Raw genomic sequence first — 25,650 nt, forward strand, 5'->3', positions numbered from 1 at the left:
AATGATACATATTTTGATAAGTGAGAAGGATGAGGTAAAAATGCTTGAATATAAATTAAATAACGATATCACACTTAGAATGTTTAATGTAAACGATGCAGACGCACTGTTTGAACTGACGATGGCATCGAAGCCTTATCTACGAGAGTGGCTCGGTTGGCTTGACTACATTGAATCAGTGGAAGACTCGAAGCGGAACATAGAAGGACGAATCAAAGGGCTGATTGAGACGGGTGGATTCCCAAAATCATTCGCTGTGATCTATAAAGGCGTGCTTGCCGGGACAATCGGATTTAACGAAATCAATCGTGGGATTCAATGCGGTACAATTGGTTACTGGCTCGGACAAGAGTTTCAAGGTAATGGAATCATGAGTCAAGCGCTCGAGACCATCATCGAGTACGGATTCCGAGACCTTAAACTAAATAAGATTGAGATTCGAGTTGCGACTGAAAATGTAAAGAGTCGTGCACTCCCGGAACGACTTGGCTTTAGGGAAGAAGGGCTCATTCGAGATGCAGAATGGCTGTATGATCGTTATGTTGATCATGTTGTTTATGGGTTGCTTCAGGATGAATGGAGAGGAAATAATGACTGACGTGAATCAAGAATTTGTTAGGGCAATCTATGACACTGTGATCAGAGAAGGAATCGATGAATATAAAGAAATGTATGAGACGGTAGAAGTGGATTCAAACATGGATGCGTTTTGGAATTTATATCAAAACTCTAATCCAGAAGAAAAGGAAATCTTATTAAAGATGATGGAACAAATCATGATTGATACAGTCTCTCATATGCTAGGGATTATTGACGGAAGTTCCACACTAAATGATAGCGAGCTCGAGCCTAAGTTATTGCTAGACTCACAAGATACAAAGAATGAATTGCAGGACTCATTCTTAGAATTGGTCGAATTGAACTTGGATGGCAATGACGAGGAGAATAGAAGATAAGATATTATATTGAGTTATATGATGATTCTAACGATCGATTTGAAGTGGCTTCGTATTTTCCACTAGATTCTTGAGTTACATGACAAAGACCCGTCCTTCACGAGAGGGCGGGTCTTTCGTCTGACTCGAACAATTCAGTACCGAATTCTTCATACGCCTGTTCATAGCGACGTAAGGAAGATTCTTTATGCATACACGTGACGTTCATTCGCTCAGATGGAGTCATATCGGTTGCATACGTTTTTAACACATGGGCGTTTCGAAGCATTGACGGGGTGACCGATCGTGCGAGTCCGCTCCGTTCATTTAGCTGTCGCATCATCTTCGTGATCATGACGATCGTCAATTGCTTCGGTTGATTCTTCGCATACACCCAGCGGAACGTCATTCGCGCGAAATCAAATGAGACGAAGACTGGATCTTCCGAGTACCAGCGTGGTCGCACCGGTGTCGGGATGTCAGCTAGGTAGTTCATGAGTAACGATTGGTCTTCTTGCGAGAGCTTCAACGTGAACTGGTTCCCGAGACGGTCATACACGTCAAAGGTGTGATCAGCCAGATGCAGGTCGCTCATACGCAAACGAATGATGTGATGGACGCGCAAGCCGTATTTATAGAAGAGCGTCACAATCAGTTCGTTACGATTGACAAGATAAGGATGGGCTTGCAACTGATTCTCGCTCAAGCCCCTCGTCGAACGAATCGTATGAACAAGACGATTGAATTCAGACTCGAGTGCGATTTGGTCGATGGATAACGTATGTGCCGGCTGCGAGTAGGCAAGCATCTTCTTCCGAAGCGGATTTAAAAAGTGGGTCAGGCTATTAATGACCGTGACGATTCGAGCGACGGTCGCCTGTTGATAGTGCTTCTCTTCGATTAAAAAGTCATTCACAAACGTCTTCCACGATTCGATGGGGACGTCTAACCAGTCCGTCGGTTCGTTCAGTTCGACATTGTGGTCGTGAAAGTATTTATGCACGTCAATCAAGTCGTAGCGATATCGTTTTAGCGTCGAGGGTTGACGGCCGCTTGCTCCGAGATGATACAAGTATGTTTCGATAAATTCCGGGAGCGGATAGTCTTTTCTACGTTTCGTCATGGTCGAGCCTCCTTCTTCTTTTATCCTACCACAAACGGACGTTCTCTATACGTTGATTCGTGGTAAGATGAAAGGTGAGACTTTATGGAATGAGGGATTACATGATAGAACGTGAAAAAGTTGTCATCGTCGGCTGTCAGTTACCGAATGTCGATGATTGGACATATGAACAGTCGATGGGCGAGCTCGTCGAACTCGTGGACACGGCGCAAGGTGAAGTCGTCGCACGACTCGACCAGAAACGTCAACAAGTCGACCGTCGTACCTTTATCGGGAAAGGGAAAATTGAGGAGCTCGCGATGCTCGTCGAACAGTTCGAGCCGGATTTGTTAATCTTCAACGCCGAGTTGACACCGGCGCAGTCGAAGAACATTCGCATCGCCTTGAACGACCCGGATGAGATGAAGCTGATTGACCGTACACAGCTCATCTTAGATATCTTTGCGAGCCGTGCGCAATCGCGCGAAGGGAAATTGCAGGTCGAACTCGCGCAGATGAACTATTTACTACCACGTCTCATCGGACAAGGGACACAGCTCTCGCGACTCGGTGGTGGAATCGGGACTCGTGGACCGGGTGAGACAAAACTTGAGTCGGACCGTCGCCACATCAAGCGTCGCATCGATGAGATTACGAAACAACTCGAAGGAACGGTCGCACACCGAGATCGCTACCGGGAACGTCGGAAAGAAAATCGCGTCTTCCAGGTCGCGCTCGTCGGGTATACGAATGCTGGGAAGTCGACAATCTTTAATCGATTGACGGATGCAGATACGTATGAACAGGATGAGTTGTTCGCAACACTTGACCCGTTGACGCGTGAACTCGAACTTCCACGCGGTGGAAAAGTGTTGATTACCGATACGGTCGGATTTATTCGTGATTTACCGACGAAACTCGTTGCCGCTTTCCGTTCGACTTTGGAAGAAGTGGTCGGTGCCGATTTGATCCTCCACGTCATCGATGCATCGAACCCACATTATTTGAACCAAATCGATACAACGAATGCGGTATTGGAAGAACTCGGTGCGAGTGAGGTCCCACAACTCGAGGTATATAATAAGAAAGACCGGCTCACAGAAGACTTCGTCGGTGGACCGCTGTTGATCTCTGCGATCGCATCAGAAGACATCGAACAGTTGACTGGTGCACTCGAAAATAAAATCTCGGACATTTTAACAAAAGTCCACGTCGTCTTACCGGTGACGGCTTTTGAACATTACCACCCAGCCAAAGAGGCGATGTACCGTCTTGAAGAAAAATTCTTGGATGACGGTTCTGTCGAGTTGGTAGGCTATATGAGAGAAGACACGCGTCTATATGCGACGCTAAAACAATTTGAGGTGTAAGTATGTGGCAAGAAAAGATTGAACATTATGATGCACTCGCGCCGTATGTGAAAATGGCCGAGGCACGAGTGAAACCATTTTTTGAGAAGATTGAAGAGACGGCTGAGTTCAACCAGTATCGTGTTCTCGAATCGTTTAAAAAGCACAAAGTATCGGATTTCCATTTTAATCCGACGACGGGGTATGGATATGATGATCTCGGTCGTGACACGCTCGAGTCGATTTATGCAGACGTGTTCGGAGCAGAGCTTGCATTATGCCGACCGCAAATCATCTCGGGTACGCATGCAATCGGGATTGCCTTGTTCGGTGTCCTTCTACCAGGTGACGAATTGCTGTATATCACAGGGAAGCCATATGACACGCTCGAGGAAATCGTCGGCATCCGTGGGGACGGTCGCGGCTCATTAAAAGAGCTTGGTGTCCACTATGATACTGTCGAATTAAAGGAAGAACGTGAAATCGACATCGACCGCGTCATCGAACGGATTCGTCCGGAGACGAAACTCGTCGGGATTCAGCGCTCGAAAGGATATGCGAATCGTCGCAGCATTCCAGTCGAAGAAATCAAGATCGCCATTGAACGCATCAAAGCGGCGCATCCGCATGTGTATGTGTTCGTGGACAATTGCTACGGTGAATTTGTCGAGACAATTGAACCGACGCACGTCGGAGCCGACTTGATGGCGGGTTCCTTGATTAAGAACCCAGGAGGCGGGTTGGCGAAGACGGGAGGGTATATCGCAGGGACGAAAGAACTGATTGAACGTTGTTCGTTCCGGATGACGACTCCAGGTATCGGGAGTGAAGCCGGACCATCACTCTATTCGCTTCAAGAAATGTATCAGGGCTTTTATATGGCTCCTCATACTGTCGCACAGGCATTGAAAGGGGCACACTTGACGGCAAGCCTTTTATCGTTGATTGGATTTGAGACTGACCCACATTATTCGACTCCAAGAACGGACTTGATTCAGTCAGTGACGTTCCGCGACCGTGAGAAGATGATCGCGTTTTGTCAAAGCATCCAAATGGCATCACCGGTAAACGCTCATGCGTTACCCGTTCCGGCCTATATGCCTGGATATGAGGATGATGTCATCATGGCAGCAGGGACGTTCATCCAAGGTTCATCAATCGAGCTGTCAGCGGATGGACCACTCCGGGCACCATACACAGCGTATGTTCAAGGTGGTCTGACGTATGCTCATGTGAAAGTCGCGCTTATGTTGGCGTTGAGCCAATTACACGATAAAGGACTGGTCGAATTTAACGACCAAAATCAACAAGCACATTTGTAACCGTTCTGTCATGTTAACTTTCTTAACATCTATTGACAGGATTGTTGTCATGTATTATTCTCACATTGTGAGACAGAAAAGGAGGGGTAAGGATGGCTGATCAATTTCGTCGCTCCAACCCGTTGTTTCCGATTGGAATCGTCCAAGATCTGACGCAACTGACTGGTAGACAGATTCGGTATTATGAAGAACAGGGTCTGATTTCGCCTAGTCGGACGGAATCGAAACGACGGCTTTATTCCTTTAATGATGTCGAACGTCTACTCGCAATCAAGGATTACATTGACCAAGGCTTTAATTTGGCGGCAATTCGCCACATGTTAGAGCAAGAAGGTGAAAAAGAAGCGGAAACGTCTGCTCCGGCCGCACCGGTCAATGAAGCACCAAAGGTTTCGGAAAAAGAGTTACATCATTTGTTGAAAACACAGCTTCAAGAAGCCGGTCGTTTCAATAAGACGTCGCTCATTCAAGGCGAGCTTTCACGTTTTTATCGATAACGCCGCACACATCAACCATTACACAATGTGAGAGGGGACATTTTACCATGGCCAGAAAAACGTTCACAAAAGAAGACATTAAACGCATCGCACAAGAGGAAGACGTACGCTTTATTCGTCTTCAATTCACGGATATCCTCGGAACAATCAAAAACGTCGAGGTACCGATCAGCCAATTGGACAAAGCACTTGATAACAAGATGATGTTTGACGGATCGTCAATCGAAGGATTCGTCCGCATCGAGGAATCAGACATGTACTTATATCCAGACCTCAACACATGGGTTGTCTTCCCGTGGACAGATGGCAGCGGAAAAGTCGCTCGCTTAATTTGTGATATTTATAACCCAGACGGTACACCATTCAGTGGTGACCCGCGCGGTACACTCAAGCGTAACCTTGAGAAAATGCAAAAACTTGGCTTCTCAGCGTTCAACGTTGGACCAGAGCCAGAATTCTTCTTGTTCAAGAAAGACGCATCAGGTCGTCCGACACTTGAACTCAACGACCAAGGTGGATACTTCGACTTGGCACCAGTTGACCTCGGTGAAAACTGCCGTAAAGAAATCGTCATCGAACTTGAAAACATGGGCTTTGAAATCGAAGCATCACACCACGAAGTTGCACCAGGACAACACGAAATCGACTTCAAATACGCAGATGCTGTCACAACGGCAGATAACATCCAAACGTTCAAGCTCGTTGTTAAGACGATCGCTGCGAAGTATGGTCTTCACGCGACATTCATGCCAAAACCACTCTTTGGAGTGAACGGTTCAGGAATGCACGCGAACATGTCACTCTTCAAAGGCGACACAAACGTCTTCTACGATCCAAATGGCGACATGGAACTTTCAGACACAGCTCGCGCGTTCACAGCTGGTATCTTGGAGCACGCTCGTGCGTTCACAGCAGTATGTAACCCGACTGTGAACTCTTACAAGCGTCTCGTACCTGGTTACGAAGCACCTTGCTACGTTGCATGGAGCGCACGCAACCGTTCACCACTTGTACGTGTACCAGCAGCACGTGGCCTCTCGACTCGTATCGAAGTACGTTCGGTTGACCCAGCAGCGAACCCGTACCTCGCACTTGCAGCTCTCTTGGCTTCAGGTCTTGACGGAATCGAAAAAGATTTGAATGCACCAAAACCAATCGATAGCAACATCTACGTGATGGACAAACCAGAGCGTGTAGCGAACGGGATCGACGACCTTCCAGCAACGCTCTTCGACGCACTCGAAGTGCTTCGTGCGGACAAAGTCGTGATGGAATCACTCGGTGAGCACATCGGCGAACACTTCCTCGAATTGAAAGAAATCGAGTGGGATATGTTCCGTATGCAAGTAACGGAGTGGGAACGCGATCAGTACATGACGCTCTACTAATAGAAGAGATATGCAAAAAGAGCACGGAATGACCTTCAGCTGAAGATCATTCCGTGCTCTTTATTTGCAATATTAAGTGTACGGTCGCTCAATTGATTTCTTTCTTGTTATGTTTGTTTATCCTCTTTTGACTTGATTGGAACCCAAACTTCGCTATAGACGTTCTCATAACCCATTTCAATTTTACTAAATGTAATCCCTGGTAAGTCTTGAAGTTCATATCCGGAAGATGGCAACCATTCTGCGTAGGTTTTAGCCATCGTTTCTTGAAGCGTTTGTGGGAATGGACCGCAATTCGGGAAGACAGCCCACAAGCTTTTCGGAATTGAGATTTGTTCTAGGTCATCATATACATCTTCTCTTGTCGTAGCGAACCCGATCATATGGGTCAAATATCCTTCTTCTTCTAAGTGACCATCATCGAAATTGAACGATGCATTTAGTACATGGTTCGGGTAAAGATTTCCCATTTCACGCATATGCATACGCTGTTGTTCACTTATAGACTGTGCTAACGCCACAATTTCTTGATTTATCCCTTCGAACTGGATAGGGACACGTTTTGAAACACCGACGATTTGAAATGCGTCTTTCTCTTCTATTTTGAATTCCATTGATGTTCCTCCTTTGATATCGATATAAAACGTGAAGCGAGGAAACGACTTTTGTATATGATTCTTCATGACTTCGGAAGGCAAGAATCCTGACCACTCTCGAAATGCTCTCGAGAAGCCTTCGATCGAATGGTAACCATATCGAAATGCAACATCTGTCACGCTAGAACCATGAATCAATTCCTCATTCGCAATCGATAGACGGCGATTTCGGATGTAAGTAGTCAATGTTATTCCCGACATATACGAAAACATTCTTTTAAAATGGTGGGCAGAGAGCCCGGTGATTTTTGTGATGTCAGAATCTGAAATTTCTTCGGTCAATTGCTGTTCGATATGTTCCATTAACTCATTTAGCGCTTCTACCAACATCATCACCTCCTTCATAATTCGACTATAAGGGAATTGCATCTGAGTATCTTGATGATTTGAGTACAAGAATTATCGGATAGGAAAAATGAATACATACTTCAACACATTATGGTATGAATACCCTAATGTGTTGCGAATTCGTCTGTAAAAAAGACCACCTCCGCGAAAAACGGCAGGTGGTCTTTTAAATTGTTCAGAATGCTTTTTTTATAAATGTCGATGTATAGTCGAGCGTCGTGTGCAGTGTCGTTGCAAATACAAGACCTAAAAAGAACGACATGCCGTGTACGTCCACCCACGACCGGATTTCTGTTTCATATGCTGTGAAGGGCAAGAGCAGAATGAGTGGGAAGCCGATGTACGCAATCCGAATCAGATCACTCAAAACAGGTAAATGCGAAAAGAGCGAACGGTGCGGCATGAGCTTCACATATGGGAGCCATATGAATTTAAGTGGACCCCATCGGTAATAGGCATCTGATTTTAAGTCAAGATCTGGGGAGAGCCAGAGTGTACCGATAATCGCACCGATGATCAATGCGAACGGAATATCGATGTCAATAAAAGGCGTGGCAACCGCAAGTGCGCCGGTTGCCACGAGATTCGTTCGGGTATGGGTCTTGCCACTAGCCATTAATGAATCGTCCGGTATACACCGATGACCTTCCCTAAAATCGAGACGTTGTCAAAATACATCGCTTCCAACTCATCGTTTTCCGGTTGAAGACGGACTTTTGAAGCTTCTTTATAAATCCGTTTCACAGTCGCCTCGCCCTCATCGGTCATGGCGACGACAATCTCTCCATTGTTGGCGGTGCTTTGCTGACGAACGAGCACGCGGTCCCCGTCCAAAATTCCGGCGTTGATCATAGAATCTCCGGAAACGGACAACATATATACATTATCTGAACCGACGATATGTGCCGGGAGCGGGAAGTGTTCTTCCACGTTCTCGATGGCGGTAATCGGTGTCCCGGCGGTAACTTTCCCGATGACCGGTACGTACATGACGGACTCCTGCTCTTCCATTGCCGGCATATCTTCAGTCAAAATTTCAATCGCGCGAGGTTTCGTCTTGTCTCGACGGATCAACCCGCGTTTTTCCAAACGATCTAAGTGACCGTGTACGGTCGAACTAGAAGCAAGGCCGACGGCTTCTCCAATTTCACGAACAGAAGGCGGATATCCCTTTGCCCGAACTTCGTCTTTGATGAAATCAAGAATCTGTTGTTGTCGCGCTGACATTTTTTTCATTATGTTCACCTCGATGTAATCGAATAACCTGCAAACGCATCCTATTCTTTATGTGTCTAGTGTAACACAAGAACACATGAGCGTACAAACATTCGTTCGTTTTTTTGTGTTGACCGAACACGGGTTCTTGTTTTATGATGAGAACAGATAAACGAACAAACGTTCTAACGAACATATATTCTTATACAGGAGGCAATGTAATCATGAAAGACACACTTAACGGAATCATTTTAGTCGGGATGCTCTTGGTCGGGATGTTCGCTTTTTATTTGGCAGGGGAGATGCGAGGGGAACCGGCAGTAGTCGAACCAGTCGTCACTACGGAAGAGCGTACGATTGAAGAAGAAGTCGCTTATGTCCAAGCGGAATCACTCGAAGCACAAATTATGGCAGAACGAGAAGAGCATCATGAACGAAAAACAAAATGGTATGCCGCTGAGTGATTGTTGATCATTGCGAACCGTTCTCGAACTGTGTATCGTAAGGAATGAATGCGATGAAAGGGAGTGATGCGATGCGAGTCGTCATCTATTGTCGGGTATCGACGAACAAGTCCACCCAAGAGACATCACTCAGTCGACAAGTCGATGAATTACAGCATCTGGCTTCGCAACTAGGGGCAGAAGTCATAGAAATCATCACGGAGCAAGAGAGTGGATATGAAGTGAATCGACAGGGGCTCCTTGATTTGCTTGACCATGTGTCGATGTCTGATTTGGATGCCGTACTTGTCACGGACGACAGTCGTCTGGGACGAGGAAATGCCAAGATTGCCATCTTGCACACATTGATGAAGCATGACGTTCGGTTGCTGACGATGCAATCAACGTCGGACTATGTCGTTTCTGATGCCGAAAAAATGGTATTAGAAATTGTCAGTGTTGTGGAAGAGTATCAACGTAAAATTCACAACGCTAAAATTTCTCGTGGGATGCGCCGTGCCGTCGCCAACGGATTCAACCCACAGCGCAATATTCAAAACAACGATCAAGGTGGGCGACACCGAATTGAAGTGCCGATTGAGGAGATTATCCAACTGCGCGAGCGCGGGTTGACGTTTGCTGAGATTGCGGCAACACTCCGTGGATTCGGTTATGAAGTGTCGAAAGCGACCGTCAATCGACGGTATCTCGAGCACCAGTCAGTAGCTGAAACTTGATTCTTCCTCTCTGATTTTGTAAAGTATAAGAACAAATTCACTAGAGAGGGGGCGAGTCAGATGTTAGCACCAGGACAATTGGAGCGAATCAATTTCCTCGCCAACAAAGCGAAGACAGAAGGACTGTCTCAAGATGAGATGAACGAACAACAAGATTTACGCCAAGAATATTTGAAGGCGTTCCGTCAATCGTTCAAATCGCAAATGATGGGGATGAAGGTCGTCGATCCAGAAGGAAACGACGTCACACCAGAGAAGTTGAAAGAAGATCAAAAACGCTATCGTGGCGAGTGATGCTGAATGCACATCCTATTTCGTATAGGATGTGCATTTTTGTTATACACGAACGGTCATCAGACGAACGGATTGCTGTTTTTTTAAGGCAATTGAAGGAAACGATTTCACTAAATGTGTTATACTAATTAATTAGTTGTGACACACGAATGAGTGTGATAAAATATGACGGGTAGAAAACCTTCTTAACACAGAGAGGATGAAATTAGTGGAAACAACTACTAAAGAATTATTAGCGATTAACTCGATTCGGACGCTCTCAATTGATGCGGTCCAAAAAGCGAACTCTGGTCACCCAGGGATGCCGATGGGTGCTGCACCTATGGCGTTTACACTTTGGACAGACAAAATGCGTCACAACCCGAAAAACCCGAACTGGTTCAACCGTGACCGATTCGTTCTTTCGGCAGGTCATGGATCGATGCTCTTGTATTCGCTCCTTCACTTGTCTGGATATGATTTGTCGATGGACGACCTTAAATCATTCCGTCAAATGGACTCGAAGACTCCTGGTCACCCAGAATACCGTCATACGGCTGGTGTAGATGCGACAACGGGCCCACTTGGACAAGGGATTGCAATGGCTGTCGGGATGGCCATGGCAGAGAAGCACTTAGAAGCGACTTACAACCGCGACGAGTTCAACGTCGTTGACCACTACACGTTCGGGATTTGCGGAGACGGAGACTTGATGGAAGGTGTATCGGCAGAAGCGGCATCACTCGCTGGTCACTTGAAGCTCGGCAAACTCGTCGTTCTTTACGATTCAAACGATATCTCACTCGATGGCGATCTTCACAAATCGTTCTCTGAAAGCGTAGAAGACCGTTTCAACGCGTACGGATGGCAAGTCATTCGTGTCGAAGACGGAACAGATATCGATTCGATCGCAAAAGCAATCGATGCAGCGAAAGCTGAAACGTCAAAACCGACATTGATCGAAGTGAAAACGGTCATCGGATTCGGTTCACCGAACAAATCAGGTAAATCGGCATCACACGGTGCTCCACTTGGAGATGCTGAAATCGAATTGACGAAACAGTTCTATAAATGGGAAGGTGAGTCATTCTACGTACCAAACGAAGTATATGACTTATTCAACGAGAAAGTTGTCGAGCCTGGCGCAAAATATGAGTCAGACTGGAACGAACTCGTAGAAGCGTACAAAGCGGCACATCCAGAACTCGGTGCGCAGTTCGTGCGTGCGATGAACAACGAACTTCCTGAAGGTTGGGACAGCGAGTTGCCAACATTCGAAATCGGTTCGAAAAAAGCAACACGTCAAACGAGCGGTGAAGTTTTAAACGCAATCGCGAAAGCAGTACCGACACTCTTCGGTGGATCTGCTGACCTTGCCGGGTCAAACAACTCGATGATTAAAGGTGCAGTGGACTTCGATGAAGATCCAGCTGGACGTAACATCTGGTTTGGTGTTCGTGAGTTCGCAATGGCGGCAGCTGTAAACGGAATGGCACTTCACGGCGGCGTCCTTCCTTACGGTGCGACATTCTTCGTCTTCTCGGATTACCTTCGCCCGGCAGTTCGTCTTGCTGCACTCATGGGACTTCCGTCAACGTTCATCTTGACGCACGACTCAATTGCAGTTGGTGAAGATGGCCCAACACACGAGCCAGTTGAACATTTGATGAGTTTCCGCGCGATGCCGAATCTATCTGTTCTTCGCCCGGCAGATGGGAAAGAAACAATCGCTGCTTGGAAACAAGCGGTAACATCGAAAACGACACCTTCACTCCTCGTCTTGACACGTCAAGCGTTGCCAGAGCTCGAAGGCACATCGGTTGAAACGGCAGCAAAAGGAGCATACGTCGTTGCAGGTGAATCGAAAGATGCAGACGTCCTCTTGCTCGGTACGGGTTCTGAAGTACACGTCCTCGTTGAAGCGCGTGAGCAGCTTGCGGCTGAAGGCGTGAATGCGGCAGTCGTATCGATGCCATCATGGGAACTCTTTGAAGCGCAATCTGCTGAATATAAAGAGTCTGTCCTTCCATCTTCAATCACGAAGCGTGTATCACTTGAAGCAGGTGCGACACTTGGATGGTATAAATACGTAGGATTCGGTGGAAAAGTACTCGGAATCGACAAGTTCGGAGCATCTGCACCTGGGGACCTCCTCATGAAAGAATACGGCATGTCAGTCGACAACGTCGTCAATGCAGTAAAATCACTTTAATCTCAAGTTAGATTGTTGTGACGGCCATTCGTTTGGCCGTCACTTTTTTTCTAGACGACTAGCGAAGTTGGTCAATTTAGTGTATAGTAAAAAACGATGTTTCATATGGTAGAGGAGGTAAAGCCTTGAGTACATTATTCTGGATTCTTCTTGTCGTGGCAGCACTCATCGGGGGTATCGCGATCGGATTCTTTATCGCGCGTAAATACATGATGAACTACCTTGAACAGAACCCGCCAATCAATGAAGATATGATTCGTACGTTGATGATGCAAATGGGTCAAAAGCCATCACAGAAGAAAGTTAACCAAGTGATGCGCGCCATGAACGTGCAGATGAAAAACGAAAAGAAATCATAATCAATCACGAGAGCACTTCGGTATCCGAAGTGCTTTTTTTGTTTCCTCTTTTTGTTAGACAATCGAACAAACTTTCGCTACGATTAATGAATAATCTTTATATAAAGACAAAGGGGGCGTTTCATATTCGTGTATTTAAACAATTGTCTTGGTTTTTGCGTCTCGAATGGAAGACGTATGCACTCGGCATCGTCTTGCTCATATTCGTCGCAGGGCTAGAATTGATTCCACCGCGTATCATTGGTCGAATCGTCGACGAAATCAACCGTGGTTCACTCTCCTCAAATACGCTCTGGATGTTACTCGGAGGTCTCGCAGCAGTCGGGATTGGGAATTATGTTGCCCGCTTCTTTTGGCGCTATTTCATCTTCGGCGCTTCGATTCGACTAGGGAGAATGTTACGTAGCCAACTGTATCGGCACTTTACCGATCTCGATCAACGATTTTACAAAAAGTCACGTGTTGGCGACCTGATGGCCCACGCGACGAATGATGTGCAGGCCGTATCGATGACGGCAGGGGCGGGGATATTGACACTCGTCGATAGCGTGACGTTGGGGACATTCGTCATCATTACGATGATCACGACGATCAGTTGGAAGCTCACACTCGTTGCCTTGCTCCCACTGCCGATCATGGTCGCTCTGACGACACGGTACGGGAAGATGTTACATAGCCGCTTTGGCGTCGCCCAAGCAGCATTTTCAGAATTGAATGACAAAGTGCAAGAGAGTGTCAGTGGGGTTCGTGTCTTGAAATCGACCGGGGAAGTCGACCGAGACGTGGACTCGTTTGAGAACTTATCGAGTGAGGTCATGGCAAAAAACGTACGAGTCGCCAAAATTGATGCTCTATATGATCCGACCATCTTTGGGATTGTTGGCTTGTCCTATATCCTCTCGGTCGGGTATGGCGCCGTCTTGATTGAACAAGGTGAATTGACAATCGGACAAATTGTCAGTTTCACAGCCTATTTGGCGCTGTTGACGTGGCCGATGCTGGCGTTCGGTTGGTTATTCAACATTGTCGAGCGTGGACGGGCATCATATGATCGAATCGAGCGAATGCTCGCCGTCAAACCGGAGATTCAAGATGACCGGATGGCCGCGACAACACTTGCACATTCAGAAGTGGAAGTCGATGTGCGACACTTCGCCTATGACGAAACCGTCGTACTCCGTGATGTCCATTTTCGGATTGAGCGCGGAAAGACGATTGGCATTGTCGGCAGGACAGGTGCGGGTAAGACGACGATTGTCCGTCTGTTGACCCGTGAGTATGATGTGAAAGACGGAAAGATTAAAATCGGAGGCATCAATATTCGCCAAGTGAAAAAATCATTATTGATGGACAAAATTGCCGTCGTGCCACAAAATCATTTCTTGTTCTCCGATTCAATTGCGAACAATATCGCTTTCGGAAGACCCGATGCGAGCATGGAAGAAATCATCGAGGCGGCTAAAGTCGCGGAAGTGCATGAGGATATCATCCGGCTACCGGAAGGATACGCGACGCTTGTCGGGGAACGCGGTGTGACGTTGTCAGGTGGACAGAAACAACGGATTTCCATCGCGCGTGCGCTCATGACTGAAGCGGACGTCTTGATTTTGGATGACGCGCTATCTGCAGTCGATGCGAAGACGGAAGAGTCGATCATCGAACACTTCCGTGTCGGAAACCCTGAACAGGCACGTGTGATTGTGGCGCATCGCCTCTCAGCTGTCGAACATGCAGACGAGATTCTCGTGATTGAAGACGGCAAAATCGTCCAACGAGGTCGCCATGACGCATTGCTTCAAGAGACGGGTTGGTATCGTGAAACGTACGATCGTCAACAACTTGAGGCGATTGTAGAAGGGGGTGGACACGATGAAGCATGATGTTCAAGAATGGCAGGTTATCAAACGGCTACTCAGTTATGCAACACGATACGGGAAGTCGCTCAGTATCGCTTTCGTCTTCCTGTTGATTGCGACAGGTGCCAAATTGGCCGGTCCGTTTTTAATCAAAGTGTTCATCGATGAGTTCGTCACGCCAGGTGTCTACCCGACGAACTGGGTCATCGCACTCTTCGCGGTCTATATGGTTCTTCATGTATCCGCAATCGTGTTTGATTATCTGCAGTCGATTTCGTTTCAAAAGATTGCGTTGAAGATTGTTCAAAACATACGTATGGATATCTTCCGCCACGTCATGGGGATGCGGCTCGCCTATTTCGACCGAACACCAGCTGGCGTCCTCGTGTCACGGATTACGAATGATACCGAGGCGGTCAAAGAATTGTACGTCGGTGTGATGAGTACGTTTGTCCAGTCGGCTGTTCAATTGATTGGGACGTATATTTTCCTATACATATTAGAACCGCCACTAGCGACGATGGGGCTCGTCTTGTTGCCACTCTTCTGGCTCATCATTTGGGCGTATCGTCGTTTTTCGACAAAATATTTTGCGCAAGTGAGGGACCTGTTGTCACAGCTCAACGCTCAATTGAACGAGTCGATCAACGGCATGGGGATTATTCAACAGTTTCGTCAAGAGGAGCGGCTCATCCGTCAGTTCGAAGAGACGAATGAGGCGCACCAAGAGGCACGATATCGAAACTTAAAGCTCGACAGTATGTTGCTACGCCCAATCATCGAGCTCCTTCTTGCTTTCTCAATTATCGGTCTACTCGGATATTATGGGGTGCTCTCGATGAGTGAACAAGTACAAGTCGGGGTCGTCTACGCATTCATCAGCTATATCGAACGGATTTTCCGACCAGTTCTCGATATTATGCAGCGATTGAGTGAATTCCAACAAGCTGTCGTATCGGCAGACCGCGTCTTTAAAATCTTGGATACAGACGAGCCGGCACCAGGAAAGCAAATGCCAGGCGAGGCAGAGATTACAGAAGGTGAAGTGCGGTTTGAGAACGTGACGTTCAGCTATGACGGGGAAGTCGATGTGTTGAAGCAAATCTCATTCGTTGCAAAACCTGGTGAGACGGTCGCGCTCGTAGGCCATACGGGTAGTGGGAAGAGTTCGATTATCAACCTGTTGACCCGCTTTTATCCATATGGTTCGGGTCGTATCACCATTGACGGACAGCCACTCGAACAATTTGAAGAGCAAGAGCTTCGTCAACAAGTCGGATTGGTGCTACAAGATCCGTTTCTATTCACTGGGACGATTGAAGAAAATTTAAAGTTATTCAATCCAAATATCGATTCAGAACGTGCCCGTGAAGCCGCTGAGTTTGTCCAGGCACACACGTTCATCGAGAAGTTAGATGCCGGGTACGGTCATGTTGTCGGAGAGCGTGGCGCGACATTTTCGGGCGGTGAGCGACAATTGCTCGCATTTGCGCGAACGGTTGCCCGTAATCCGAAAGTACTCATCCTCGACGAGGCGACGAGTTCGATTGATACGGAGACAGAAGAACGCGTACAGACGGCGCTCGACCGTATGCGCCGTGGTCGTACAACGATTGCCATCGCTCACCGTCTTTCAACGATTCAAGATGCTGACTTGATTTTAGTCCTGCATCGAGGAGAAATCGTCGAGCGTGGGAATCATCAGCAGTTATTGAAGCAAAACGGTCTGTACAAAAAAATGTATGAATTACAGTCTGGACAACGTCTGATGTCTTGAATTGGAAGGGATACCTATTGGGGTGTCCTTTTTCCATGGAAAAAAAGCTCGCCACGGAGAGTGACGAGCCATCAAGGTCAATTCGAATGCTGATCTTTTTTATGCTTTGATAGGACATGACGAGTAATGAGAGAGTCAAGTTCTTGACTGACCAAAATGACTTCTGGTGAGGTCCAAGTGTGCTTTGACGCGATTTTATACAGTTCATCACGTTTCTGTTCAATGGCCTGGTGTAGTGTATCTGCTGCGGTGACTGCCACGTTCGTTCCCCCATCATGTAAATTAGAATTTTGCGAACTAGAATATCCAAATCTTAGCACCTACGTTTACAGATGACAAGTTTCATTTCCATTTCAAAAATTACAAAATGATGTTTCGTTCTGAAAGAAAAGATTCGAGCAATTTAAATAGGTTTTCGCTATAATGGTCGTGAAAGGTGGAAATCGTCATGGAAGTCACATTATGGCTCGCATTTGGGGCGGGCGTCTTATCGTTTTTGTCACCATGTACGCTCCCGTTATATCCAGTGTTTCTCTCGTATATTACAGGGGTTTCCGTATCTGAATTAAAAAATGAAGGATTGAAACAGCGTACAGCTTGGTTCCACACGTTTTCGTTCTTGTTCGGCTTTTCGATTGTCTTTCTCGTGCTTGGATTATCGACTTCGTTAATTGCAGACGTCTTCATCCAGTATAAAGATAGTTTGCGGATGTTCGGCGCCATTTTAATTTTCGTGTTCGGCGTCTTTTTGGCCGGTCTATGGCAACCGCAATTTATGATGCGCGAAAAGAAGATGGACATTGGCGAGCGAAAGAGCGGCTATTTTGGAACCGTATTAATCGGAATTGGTTTTGCTGCGGGATGGACGCCGTGTACGGGTCCGATTTTAGCAGGTGTGATTGCACTTGCGGCAACTAATCCGAGCCAAGGTCTCGGTTACATGTTGGCGTATGTCATCGGTTTCGCGATTCCATTCTTAGTGATGGTCGCGTTTGTAGGCAAGATCAAGTACTTAGCACGTAACAGTGCGAAAGTTGCAAAAGTCGGGGGCTATCTGATGATGGCATTCGGCGTATTATTATATTTTGACGGGATGAACCGCTTCGCTGCTTGGATGAGCGAACTTGTCGGATTCACCGGATTTTAAGGGGTTGACCGAGATGTCAATGTTATGGGGGTCGACTCTCGTTGCGTTATTGATGGGTATCGTGGCGAGTTTCGTGCGTGTGAAAGCATCAGCGAAACCGACGAATGCAAAAAAAATCTTAATTCCACCACTTGCGATGACGACCGGGATGATTCAGTTCTTGATTCCCGCATTTCGTTTGTCGTGGGTCGAAGTACTTGAGGCGTTAGCGGTCGGGCTAATCTTTAGTCTGTTCCTCATCAAAACGTCAAACTTCGAAAAACGGGACGGAGAAGTATACTTGTCACGCTCAAAAGCATTTTTTATCGTCGTGTTCGCGCTACTTGCGATTCGTACGGCAATGAAAGTTTGGGTCGGTCATGAAGTCGATATCTTCTCAACAGGTGGATTGTTCTACTTGATTGCCTGGGGGATGATTGTCCCATGGCGAATCGCGATGTATCAAAAGTATAAACGAATTGCAATCACGTAAAAAATGGAGTGGCTCATGGCCGCTCCATTTTTGATTACGATTCTTTTGTGACAGCCACTTCCGTCTCCGAATCGATTCCCGTGTTTGCTTTGACGAGAATCCGTTCGTAGTTTCCGGCGGCTTCGTCGGACTTCGTGACGAGCGTACCGATGAATGCTGCAAGGAAGCCAAGTGGGATTGAGACGATACCTGGGTTAGAGAGTGGGAAAAGTGCTTCTCCAATGAAAATAGCTGACCCGTCCGGTGCCCATAGGTTCGGACTGAGTGCGACCAAGATTAAAGAAGAGAACAAACCGACGACCATCCCCCAGATTGCACCACCTGTGTTAAAGCGTCTCCAGAAAATCGTGAAGAGAATGACTGGTAAGTTCGCACTTGCCGCAACAGCAAAGGCGAGTGATACGAGAAACGCCACGTTCATCGATTGAGCGAAGAACGCAAGTCCCATCGAGACGAGAGCAACGGCCACAGAAGCGATCCGGGCGGCTTTTACTTGTTCTTTCTCTGTCGCTTCCCCTTTCCGAATAATGTGACCATAGAAGTCGTGAGCGAAAGCAGAAGCGGCTGACAAAACGAGACCGGCGACGACTGCTAGAATGGTCGCGAATGCGATGGCTGCCACGAAGGCGAACAAGAGGTCGCCACCGAGTACTTGAGCAAGGAGAGGAGCCGCCATGTTACCTGCAGGGTTTGCGGCGAGAATGGCGTCTCGTCCGACAAATGCTGCTGCCCCGAAACCTAAAAAGATTGTCAAAATGTAGAACGCTCCAATGATCCATGTTGCATACACAACTGACTGTCTTGCCGTCGGTGCATCTTTGACGGTAAAGAAGCGAATCAAGATGTGTGGAAGACCAGCCGTACCGAGGACGAGCGCCATATTTAACGAAATCGTATCGAGCGGGAGCTTGAATTTGTTACCTGGGTTCAAGAAGTCACTACCGAGCGGTGTGGCTTTACTCACTTCATTGAACATCGTCATGATCGAGAAATCGAATCGTGCAAAGACGAGGAAGGAAATGATGGCTGTCCCAATCATCAACAAGACGGCTTTTGTGATTTGTACCCATGAAGTCGCCGTCATCCCACCGAATACGACGTAGACTGTCATCAATATCCCGACGACAACGACACTTGTCGTATACGGGATGCCGAGCAATAGTTCAATCAATGCACCTGCACCGACAAGCTGGGCAATCATATAAAAAATAGAGATGACGATGGCATTCATCGCCGCGACACCGCGCACGCGTGGCTTATTGAAGCGAGCGGCAATCATGTCGGCCATCGTATACTTCCCAAGATTGCGGAGCGGCTCCGCGACGAGATAGAGGACAACGAGATAGGCAACGAGGAAGCCGATGGAATAGAAAAAGCCATCAAATCCAGCGAGTGCGATCATGCCTGCAATGCCTAAGAAGGAAGCGGCAGACATATAGTCCCCTGCAATCGCGAGACCGTTTTGGAAGCCAGTCAACCCACCATCAGCCGTGTAGAAATCACTGGCGGTTTTCGTTTTTCTAGCGGCGAAATATGTAATGACAAGGGTGAGACCGACAATGGCGGTAAAGAGGGCAATTGCTGTCCAGTTCATGATTTCACCTCTTCCTTCAGTTGTCTCACGAGTGCATCAAAGCGTCGGGCACGACGACTATAGAGCACGCACAGTGTCCACGTCATAATAAACTGGGAGAAGGCGAACGCCCAAGCCCAAGTGATGTCACCAACAATTTTTGTATTCAAGATCGTGGTGTAACTTGTCAAAACAGGAAGCGTGAAATAGAAAATAAGTGAGAAGATGATAGCGGGAACGATAAAACGATTTTTTTCACGCATCAGTTGATGGAACGACTCGTGTTCTGTAATCGACTGAGCGGAATGGCTACTGGTCGTTTGAGTAACTTGCGTCACGTCATGCATAAAATCCCTCCTAATCTGTAAGATAAATCCATTATGCAGTGTGAAAATGAGAGGAGTCATGCCTTTTTTTCATGTCGAATTCACTAATACTATTGTAATATTGGTCATACCAATTTATTGTAAGCGTTTTCAATATTGTCTAAATATTGAACGTTATTTCTACATAATGAAAAACGAGAGAAAAGGTACTTTCGACCCAATAGGCAAAATGCACAATTCGACAAATAAAAAAACTCTAACCTGAATGGAAAGAGTTTACTGCTGAAAATAGTGTTCGTAAGGTGTCCAGTCGATTTGTTCTTCGGCTAGCGCTTTTTTAAGGAATTTGTGGTCTCGCTTCGGCGTTGCGGCAATATATCCTTTTACAACGAGTTCGGTCGTCATCTTCTTTGCACGAGATTCGAGGGCAAACTGACCGATTTTACCTGCGATTTTTCGGATGGCGACGTCTCGAAATAGTTCAGGAACCGGTGAAACGAGTCGATCTAACAGGGTCCGCGTTTCCGGCGTCCATAAATGACGCGTTCTCTCTATATAATCATCCTCAATGTCTAAAAGGGAACGCCCGTCTTCTTTCGGCATTCGTTTTAAAAACTTACGAAACATGAAGTACCCGCCAATCGTCATGAGTCCAATCATGACGAATCCCCAGAATACAATGAAATACATCATCAAGTTTTCTGGCATCGTCTTTCCCCCGTTCTATACATTCACTTACTGTCATCGTTAGTATACAAAAAAGAATCCATTTGCAAAAGGCGTACGTCTCGTTAGGATAGACGAACTCAATCGATTTCGTTAGAATAGATAGCGTTGCTACGAGAATAAGCATGAAGTGAGTCGAGAAAGGAAAGGTCTATCGTATATGAGCCAATTGAAACAAGAAGTCGAGAGACGCCGAATATTCGGGATCATCTCTCACCCGGATGCGGGTAAGACGACATTAACAGAGAAGTTACTTTTGCACGGTGGTGCAATTCGTGAAGCGGGTACCGTCAAAGCGCGTAAAAATTCAAAACACGCAAAATCAGACTGGATGGAAATTGAGAAACAACGTGGAATCTCTGTTACATCGTCTGTCATGCAATTCATCTATCAAGACAAAGTCGTGTCGATCATGGATACACCTGGGCACAACGATTTCGGTGAGGATACGTATCGCGTATTGACATCTGTCGACAGTGCGGTCATGGTCATCGATGCCGCGAAAGGGATCGAGACGCAGACGAAGAAACTATTCCAAGTTTGTCGTATGCGCGGTATTCCAATCTTTACGTTCATGAACAAATTGGACCGTCAGGCAAAAGATCCGCTTGAATTGATGGAAGAACTTGAGGAAGTGCTCGGCATGCCTTCAGTTGCCATCACATGGCCGATCGGCAGCGGGATGCAGTTCGAAGGTGTTTATGACCGAATGAAAAATGAAGTTCATTTGTTCCGCGGAGACAAGTCGACTCTTCAACTAAGTGAGGACGGGGTAAACGACCCGGTGCTCGCTGACCATCTTTCTGAAGAAAACTTGACGAATCTTCGCGATGAAATCGATTTACTCGACGGAGCAGGAAATGAGATTGATGTGGAAGCAATCCAAAGCGGTAAATTGACGCCCGTATTCTTCGGAACGGCGCTCGTTGACTTTGGTGTGACTGCGTTCTTGAATCATTATTTGGAGATGTCTCCAGCTCCAGAGGCGCGTAAATCGAACGTCGGTCCAATCAATCCGACATCGGAAGATTTCAGTGGGTTCGTCTTTAAGATTCAAGCGAACATGAACCCTGCGCACCGTGACCGCATCGCATTCGTTCGGATCTGTTCGGGTGTGTTCGAACGAGGAATGGACGTCACACTCACGCGAACCGGCAAGAAAATCAAATTGAGCCAGTCTACGCAGCTCATGGCCAACGATCGTGAGACGGTTGACCAAGCGTTCGCAGGAGATGTCATCGGGATCTATGATTCAGGTACGTATCAAATCGGGGATACGATCACGACATCCAAACAAAAGATTGCCTTTGAAGCATTGCCGACTTTCCCACCTGAGTTGTTTATGCGTGTATCGCCAGTCAACTCGCTCAAGTCGAAACACTTCCACAAAGGTGTAGAGCAACTCGCCCAAGAAGGGGCAATCCAAGTTTATCGCAACGAATACAATGAGATTTATCTCGGTGCGGTCGGCCAACTCCAGTTCGAAGTGTTTGAATATCGTTTGAACAATGAGTATGGCGTAGACATCCGGATGGAACCTGTATCATACAGCGTTGCACGTTGGGTAAAAGATAAAGAATTGAAAGCGTTGAAACCTTTCCAAGACTCACGGAACATGCTCGTCACTGACCGCTGGGAACGTCCGGTCTTCCTGTTCGCGAACGAGTTCACGTATGAGCGGTTCGCTGAACGTCATGCGGACGATTTGACTCTCGTCGAGGCTTTAGATGTCAACGAAGAGATTGGAACAGAAGAATAATTTGTAAACACCTCAGTTTTGAGGTGTTTTTTGTCGTTTATCCCTTTTTTAGTGAATTGATAAGTTTTACTTATGACTAATTTGTGACGGAATGTATTTTACGTCACGCTATACTTGTATTATGATAAATATGTGAAAAGTAAGCGATTACGCATTGTCGTGTGGTCGGCGCTTTCAAAAAGGGGGAAATTGCAATGGAACAGACGAATGTTTTAGACGCGTTCGCATCTCGGACATCGTTCGAGGCGAACGGACAATCGTATGATTTTTATCGATTGAAAAAGTTAGAAGAAGAAGGGTTAACGGACATCAGCCGTTTACCTTATTCGATTCGCGTACTTCTCGAATCGGTACTCCGTCAACAAGACGGTCGCGCGATTACAAAAGAACATGTCGAGAACTTGGCAAAATGGGGTACTGCCGACGTCTCGAAAGACATTGACGTACCGTTCAAGCCGGCACGCGTTGTACTTCAAGACTTCACGGGTGTACCGACGGTCGTAGACCTTGCTTCACTTCGTAAAGCGATGGCGGACCTCGGTGGAGACCCGAACAAAATCAACCCAGAAATCCCTGTCGACCTCGTCGTTGACCACTCTGTTCAAGTAGATGCGTACGGTTTCGCTGGCGCATTGATGAAAAACATGGACATTGAATTCGAACGTAACGAAGAGCGTTATAAGTTCTTACGTTGGGCTCAGACGGCATTTGACAACTATCGTGCCGTACCACCTGCAACGGGGATTGTTCACCAAGTAAACTTAGAGTACTTGGCATCTGTCGTCCTCGAGAAGAACGATGAAGCAGGTACTGTGGCTTATCCAGATTCACTCGTCGGAACGGATTCGCACACAACGATGATCAACGGACTCGGTGTTCTTGGTTGGGGCGTTGGAGGAATCGAAGCGGAAGCAAGTATGCTCGGTCAACCATCATATTTCCCAGTGCCAGAAGTCGTCGGTGTCAAAATCATCGGTGAAGTCAACCCTGGTGTAACAGCGACAGACGTAGCACTCGTCGTAACAGAGATGCTCCGTCATGAAAAAGTAGTCGGGAAATTCGTTGAATTCTTCGGACCGTCGCTTCACACGATGCCGCTTTCTGACCGTGCAACAATCGCAAACATGGCGCCAGAATATGGCGCGACATGTGGATTCTTCCCAGTCGATACGGAAACATTGAACTACATGCGTACAACTGGCCGCTCTGAAGAATTGATCTCACTCGTTGAAGAATACTCAAAAGCGAACGATCTCTTCTACACGCCAGACCAAGCTGATCCAACATTCACGAAAGTGTTGACGCTCGACTTGTCAAAAGTTGAACCTTCACTAGCAGGTCCAAAACGTCCACAAGACCGAATCAACCTCTCAGACGTTCAAACATCGTTCATCGATAGCTTGAGCGCTCCAGCAGGGAATAGCGGCTTTGGACTTGACCGTTCTGAACTCGAGAAGAAGGCGACGGTCAACTATGAAGATGGTGCCGTCGATATGAGTACAGGAGATGTCGCGATTGCTGCCATCACAAGCTGTACGAACACATCAAACCCTTACGTTATGGTCGGTGCCGGACTCGTTGCGAAGAAAGCGGTAGAACGCGGCTTGACTGTTCCAAAATACGTGAAGACATCACTCGCGCCAGGTTCGAAAGTCGTAACGGACTATCTTGACAAAGCTGGCTTGACTTCTTACTTGGATGAACTCGGCTTCAACACAGTCGGTTACGGCTGTACGACATGTATCGGAAACTCGGGTCCACTTGACCGTGAAGTCGAAGAAACAATCACGGAGAACGACTTGCTCGTATCTTCTGTCCTTTCTGGGAACCGTAACTTTGAAGGACGCGTTCACCCGCTCGTGAAAGCGAACTTCTTGGCGTCACCACCACTCGTCGTCGCTTACGCACTCGCAGGATCAGTCAACTTCGACATCATGAACGATTCGTTCGGTACGGACAAAGATGGAAATGAAGTGTACTTCAAAGACATCTGGCCATCAAACGATGAAATCAAGATGGTCGTACAAGACGTCGTGTCACCAGAAGCGTTCCGTAAAGAATACGAAACGGTCTTCACTGGTAATGAGCGTTGGAACGCGTTAGATGTTCCGGAAGGTAACTTGTATGACTTCTCAGATGAGTCGACATACATCCAAAACCCACCGTTCTTCGAACAACTCGAACCAGAAGCGGGCGAAGTACATGCATTGAATGGCTTACGCGTCATCGGGAAGTTCGCGGATTCGGTCACGACTGACCACATCTCGCCAGCGGGATCATTCTCGAAGACGACACCAGCTGGTCAATACCTCCTTTCTAAAGGGGTAGAGCCAATCGACTTCAACTCTTACGGTTCACGCCGTGGTAACCATGAAGTCATGATGCGTGGTACGTTCGCCAACATTCGTATCCGCAACCAAGTCGCACCAGGTACAGAAGGTGGATTCACGACTTACTGGCCAACAGGTGAAATCATGCCGATGTATGATGCTGCGATGAAGTATAAAGAACAAGGTACTGGACTTGTCGTCCTTGCTGGAAACGACTACGGAATGGGGTCGTCTCGTGACTGGGCTGCGAAAGGGACAAACCTCCTTGGCATTCGTGCGGTCATCGCACAAAGTTTCGAGCGGATTCACCGTTCAAACCTTGTTATGATGGGTGTACTACCACTTCAATTCTTAGAGGGTGAATCAGCAGAATCACTCGGATTGACTGGTGAGGAAGCAATCGATATCCAAGTCGATGAGTCTGTACGTCCACGCGATATCTTGAACGCAAAAGCGACACATGAAAACGGAACGGTGACAGAATTCAAAGTCATCGCACGTTTCGACTCTGAAGTTGAAATTGATTACTACCGTCACGGTGGAATCTTGCAAATGGTTCTCCGTAACAAACTTAAATAAGCTTCGGCTTATTAAACCTTCCTTTGAAAAAAGGAAGGTTCAGCTTGTTGACAAATAAGATGTTCGAACTCGTCCCTCCGGCGCCCACGCTTTCCGCAGGCAATCCCGGAGCCGCATCGCGACTCAGGTCGCTGCTGGGTCTCCGTCGGATTGCTTTCCTGCAGGAGTCGGGGCGCCGTAGGACGAGTCACACGAATGGTCGCCACCTTTGGCGGCCATTTGTCTTTTTCTGAGGCCTCGATGGCCGAAGAAAAAGCCCGATACATACT

At 47.1% G+C, this 25,650-nt stretch carries 25 protein-coding genes and 1 pseudogene; 17 read left to right on the forward strand and 9 right to left on the reverse strand.

All coding sequences use genetic code 11. The features are described 5' to 3' along the window. Positions 1-40 precede the first annotated feature (40 nt). Both KNO99_RS10550 and KNO99_RS10555 read left to right on the forward strand, forming a co-directional pair. Positions 41-598: a GNAT family N-acetyltransferase gene (locus tag KNO99_RS10550; RefSeq protein ID WP_214748248.1), complete on the forward strand. Its 558-nt coding sequence runs from the start codon at positions 41-43 to the stop codon at positions 596-598. Continuing rightward, a complete protein-coding gene (locus tag KNO99_RS10555) occupies positions 591-956 on the forward strand; it encodes a transposase (protein WP_251131031.1) in 366 nt (121 codons plus the stop codon). Before KNO99_RS10550 ends, KNO99_RS10555 begins: the two co-directional genes overlap by 8 nt. 97 nt (positions 957-1,053) lie before the next feature. Here the strand turns inward: KNO99_RS10555 and KNO99_RS10560 are convergent, their stop codons facing one another. After that, positions 1,054-2,058: a tyrosine-type recombinase/integrase gene (locus KNO99_RS10560; RefSeq protein WP_214748251.1), complete on the reverse strand. Its 1,005-nt coding sequence runs from the start codon at positions 2,056-2,058 to the stop codon at positions 1,054-1,056. A gap of 101 nt (positions 2,059-2,159) precedes the next feature. Between KNO99_RS10560 and hflX the strand changes: the two genes are divergently transcribed. From hflX to glnA, 4 genes are all read left to right on the forward strand, one after another. After that, the gene (hflX, locus tag KNO99_RS10565) at positions 2,160-3,407 is read left to right on the forward strand and encodes a GTPase HflX (RefSeq protein WP_214748254.1); all 1,248 of its coding nucleotides are present in this window, start codon (positions 2,160-2,162) and stop codon (positions 3,405-3,407) included. A gap of 2 nt (positions 3,408-3,409) precedes the next feature. Beyond that, positions 3,410-4,708 (forward strand): methionine gamma-lyase family protein, encoded by a 1,299-nt coding sequence (locus KNO99_RS10570; RefSeq protein WP_214748255.1) that lies wholly within the window; start codon positions 3,410-3,412, stop codon positions 4,706-4,708. A gap of 92 nt (positions 4,709-4,800) precedes the next feature. Next, positions 4,801-5,205, forward strand: a complete 405-nt coding sequence (locus tag KNO99_RS10575; protein ID WP_074033204.1) for a MerR family transcriptional regulator — start codon at positions 4,801-4,803, stop codon at positions 5,203-5,205. Positions 5,206-5,252: 47 nt separating this feature from the next. Further along, positions 5,253-6,593, forward strand: a complete 1,341-nt coding sequence (glnA, locus tag KNO99_RS10580; RefSeq protein ID WP_214692727.1) for a type I glutamate--ammonia ligase — start codon at positions 5,253-5,255, stop codon at positions 6,591-6,593. Positions 6,594-6,700: 107 nt separating this feature from the next. On the opposite strand, the gene KNO99_RS10585 is transcribed toward glnA, so the two are convergent. From KNO99_RS10585 to lexA, 3 genes are all read right to left on the reverse strand, one after another. Further along, complete coding sequence (locus KNO99_RS10585) at positions 6,701-7,576, reverse strand: AraC family transcriptional regulator (protein WP_214748258.1); 876 nt, start codon at positions 7,574-7,576, stop codon at positions 6,701-6,703. 196 nt (positions 7,577-7,772) lie between these two features. After that, a complete protein-coding gene (locus tag KNO99_RS10590) occupies positions 7,773-8,213 on the reverse strand; it encodes a metal-binding protein (protein ID WP_214748261.1) in 441 nt (146 codons plus the stop codon). Then, a complete protein-coding gene (gene lexA / locus KNO99_RS10595) occupies positions 8,213-8,833 on the reverse strand; it encodes a transcriptional repressor LexA (RefSeq protein WP_214748264.1) in 621 nt (206 codons plus the stop codon). The genes KNO99_RS10590 and lexA overlap by 1 nt, the downstream gene beginning before the upstream one ends. A gap of 203 nt (positions 8,834-9,036) precedes the next feature. Between lexA and KNO99_RS10600 the strand changes: the two genes are divergently transcribed. The 7 genes from KNO99_RS10600 (at position 9,037) to KNO99_RS10630 (ending at position 16,469) form a co-directional block, all read left to right on the forward strand. Then, positions 9,037-9,276: a hypothetical protein gene (locus tag KNO99_RS10600; RefSeq protein WP_214748267.1), complete on the forward strand. Its 240-nt coding sequence runs from the start codon at positions 9,037-9,039 to the stop codon at positions 9,274-9,276. A gap of 71 nt (positions 9,277-9,347) precedes the next feature. After that, positions 9,348-9,992, forward strand: a complete 645-nt coding sequence (locus KNO99_RS10605; protein WP_074033881.1) for a YneB family resolvase-like protein — start codon at positions 9,348-9,350, stop codon at positions 9,990-9,992. A 60-nt stretch (positions 9,993-10,052) separates the two neighbouring features. Further along, entirely contained in the window at positions 10,053-10,286 is a 234-nt protein-coding gene (locus KNO99_RS10610; protein WP_074033199.1) for a DUF896 domain-containing protein, read from the forward strand. Between the two features lie 199 nt (positions 10,287-10,485). Further along, the gene (gene tkt / locus KNO99_RS10615) at positions 10,486-12,477 is read left to right on the forward strand and encodes a transketolase (protein ID WP_214748269.1); all 1,992 of its coding nucleotides are present in this window, start codon (positions 10,486-10,488) and stop codon (positions 12,475-12,477) included. Between the two features lie 125 nt (positions 12,478-12,602). Continuing rightward, on the forward strand, positions 12,603-12,836 hold the full coding sequence (locus KNO99_RS10620) for a YneF family protein (RefSeq protein WP_012726454.1): 234 nt from the start codon (positions 12,603-12,605) through the stop codon (positions 12,834-12,836). A gap of 125 nt (positions 12,837-12,961) precedes the next feature. Continuing rightward, positions 12,962-14,716 (forward strand): ABC transporter transmembrane domain-containing protein, encoded by a 1,755-nt coding sequence (locus KNO99_RS10625; RefSeq protein WP_214748305.1) that lies wholly within the window; start codon positions 12,962-12,964, stop codon positions 14,714-14,716. Next, positions 14,706-16,469, forward strand: coding sequence for an ABC transporter ATP-binding protein (locus tag KNO99_RS10630; protein WP_214748272.1), 1,764 nt, complete (start codon positions 14,706-14,708; stop codon positions 16,467-16,469). Before KNO99_RS10625 ends, KNO99_RS10630 begins: the two co-directional genes overlap by 11 nt. 77 nt (positions 16,470-16,546) lie before the next feature. Here the strand turns inward: KNO99_RS10630 and KNO99_RS10635 are convergent, their stop codons facing one another. Further along, complete coding sequence (locus tag KNO99_RS10635) at positions 16,547-16,729, reverse strand: aspartyl-phosphate phosphatase Spo0E family protein (RefSeq protein WP_074033196.1); 183 nt, start codon at positions 16,727-16,729, stop codon at positions 16,547-16,549. Positions 16,730-16,917: 188 nt separating this feature from the next. Here KNO99_RS10635 and KNO99_RS10640 point away from each other — a divergent pair, with 188 nt between their 5' ends. Both KNO99_RS10640 and KNO99_RS10645 read left to right on the forward strand, forming a co-directional pair. Then, on the forward strand, positions 16,918-17,616 hold the full coding sequence (locus tag KNO99_RS10640) for a cytochrome c biogenesis CcdA family protein (RefSeq protein ID WP_012726450.1): 699 nt from the start codon (positions 16,918-16,920) through the stop codon (positions 17,614-17,616). A 19-nt stretch (positions 17,617-17,635) separates the two neighbouring features. After that, complete coding sequence (locus KNO99_RS10645) at positions 17,636-18,088, forward strand: CcdC family protein (RefSeq protein ID WP_074033875.1); 453 nt, start codon at positions 17,636-17,638, stop codon at positions 18,086-18,088. Between the two features lie 34 nt (positions 18,089-18,122). Here KNO99_RS10645 and KNO99_RS10650 read toward each other — a convergent pair whose 3' ends face one another. The 3 genes from KNO99_RS10650 to KNO99_RS10660 form a co-directional block, all read right to left on the reverse strand. Continuing rightward, on the reverse strand, positions 18,123-19,682 hold the full coding sequence (locus KNO99_RS10650) for a solute symporter family protein (protein WP_214748275.1): 1,560 nt from the start codon (positions 19,680-19,682) through the stop codon (positions 18,123-18,125). Beyond that, entirely contained in the window at positions 19,679-20,008 is a 330-nt protein-coding gene (locus KNO99_RS10655) for a DUF485 domain-containing protein (RefSeq protein WP_214748277.1), read from the reverse strand. The genes KNO99_RS10650 and KNO99_RS10655 overlap by 4 nt, the downstream gene beginning before the upstream one ends. Positions 20,009-20,263: 255 nt before the next feature. Then, positions 20,264-20,695: a DUF2621 domain-containing protein gene (locus tag KNO99_RS10660; RefSeq protein WP_074033193.1), complete on the reverse strand. Its 432-nt coding sequence runs from the start codon at positions 20,693-20,695 to the stop codon at positions 20,264-20,266. A gap of 178 nt (positions 20,696-20,873) precedes the next feature. On the opposite strand from KNO99_RS10660, the gene KNO99_RS10665 reads away from it, so the two are divergent. Continuing rightward, positions 20,874-22,472, forward strand: coding sequence for a peptide chain release factor 3 (locus KNO99_RS10665; protein WP_074033192.1), 1,599 nt, complete (start codon positions 20,874-20,876; stop codon positions 22,470-22,472). 194 nt (positions 22,473-22,666) lie between these two features. Further along, positions 22,667-25,381: an aconitate hydratase AcnA gene (acnA, locus tag KNO99_RS10670; protein WP_214748280.1), complete on the forward strand. Its 2,715-nt coding sequence runs from the start codon at positions 22,667-22,669 to the stop codon at positions 25,379-25,381. An 11-nt stretch (positions 25,382-25,392) separates the two neighbouring features. On the opposite strand, the pseudogene KNO99_RS10675 reads toward acnA, so the two are convergent. Beyond that, positions 25,393-25,650, reverse strand: a pseudogene (locus KNO99_RS10675) (hypothetical protein); the annotation flags it as partial.

Origin of the sequence: Exiguobacterium sp. s189 (assembly GCF_018617615.1) — a bacterium.
GTDB classification, from domain to species: domain Bacteria; phylum Bacillota; class Bacilli; order Exiguobacteriales; family Exiguobacteriaceae; genus Exiguobacterium; species Exiguobacterium aestuarii_A.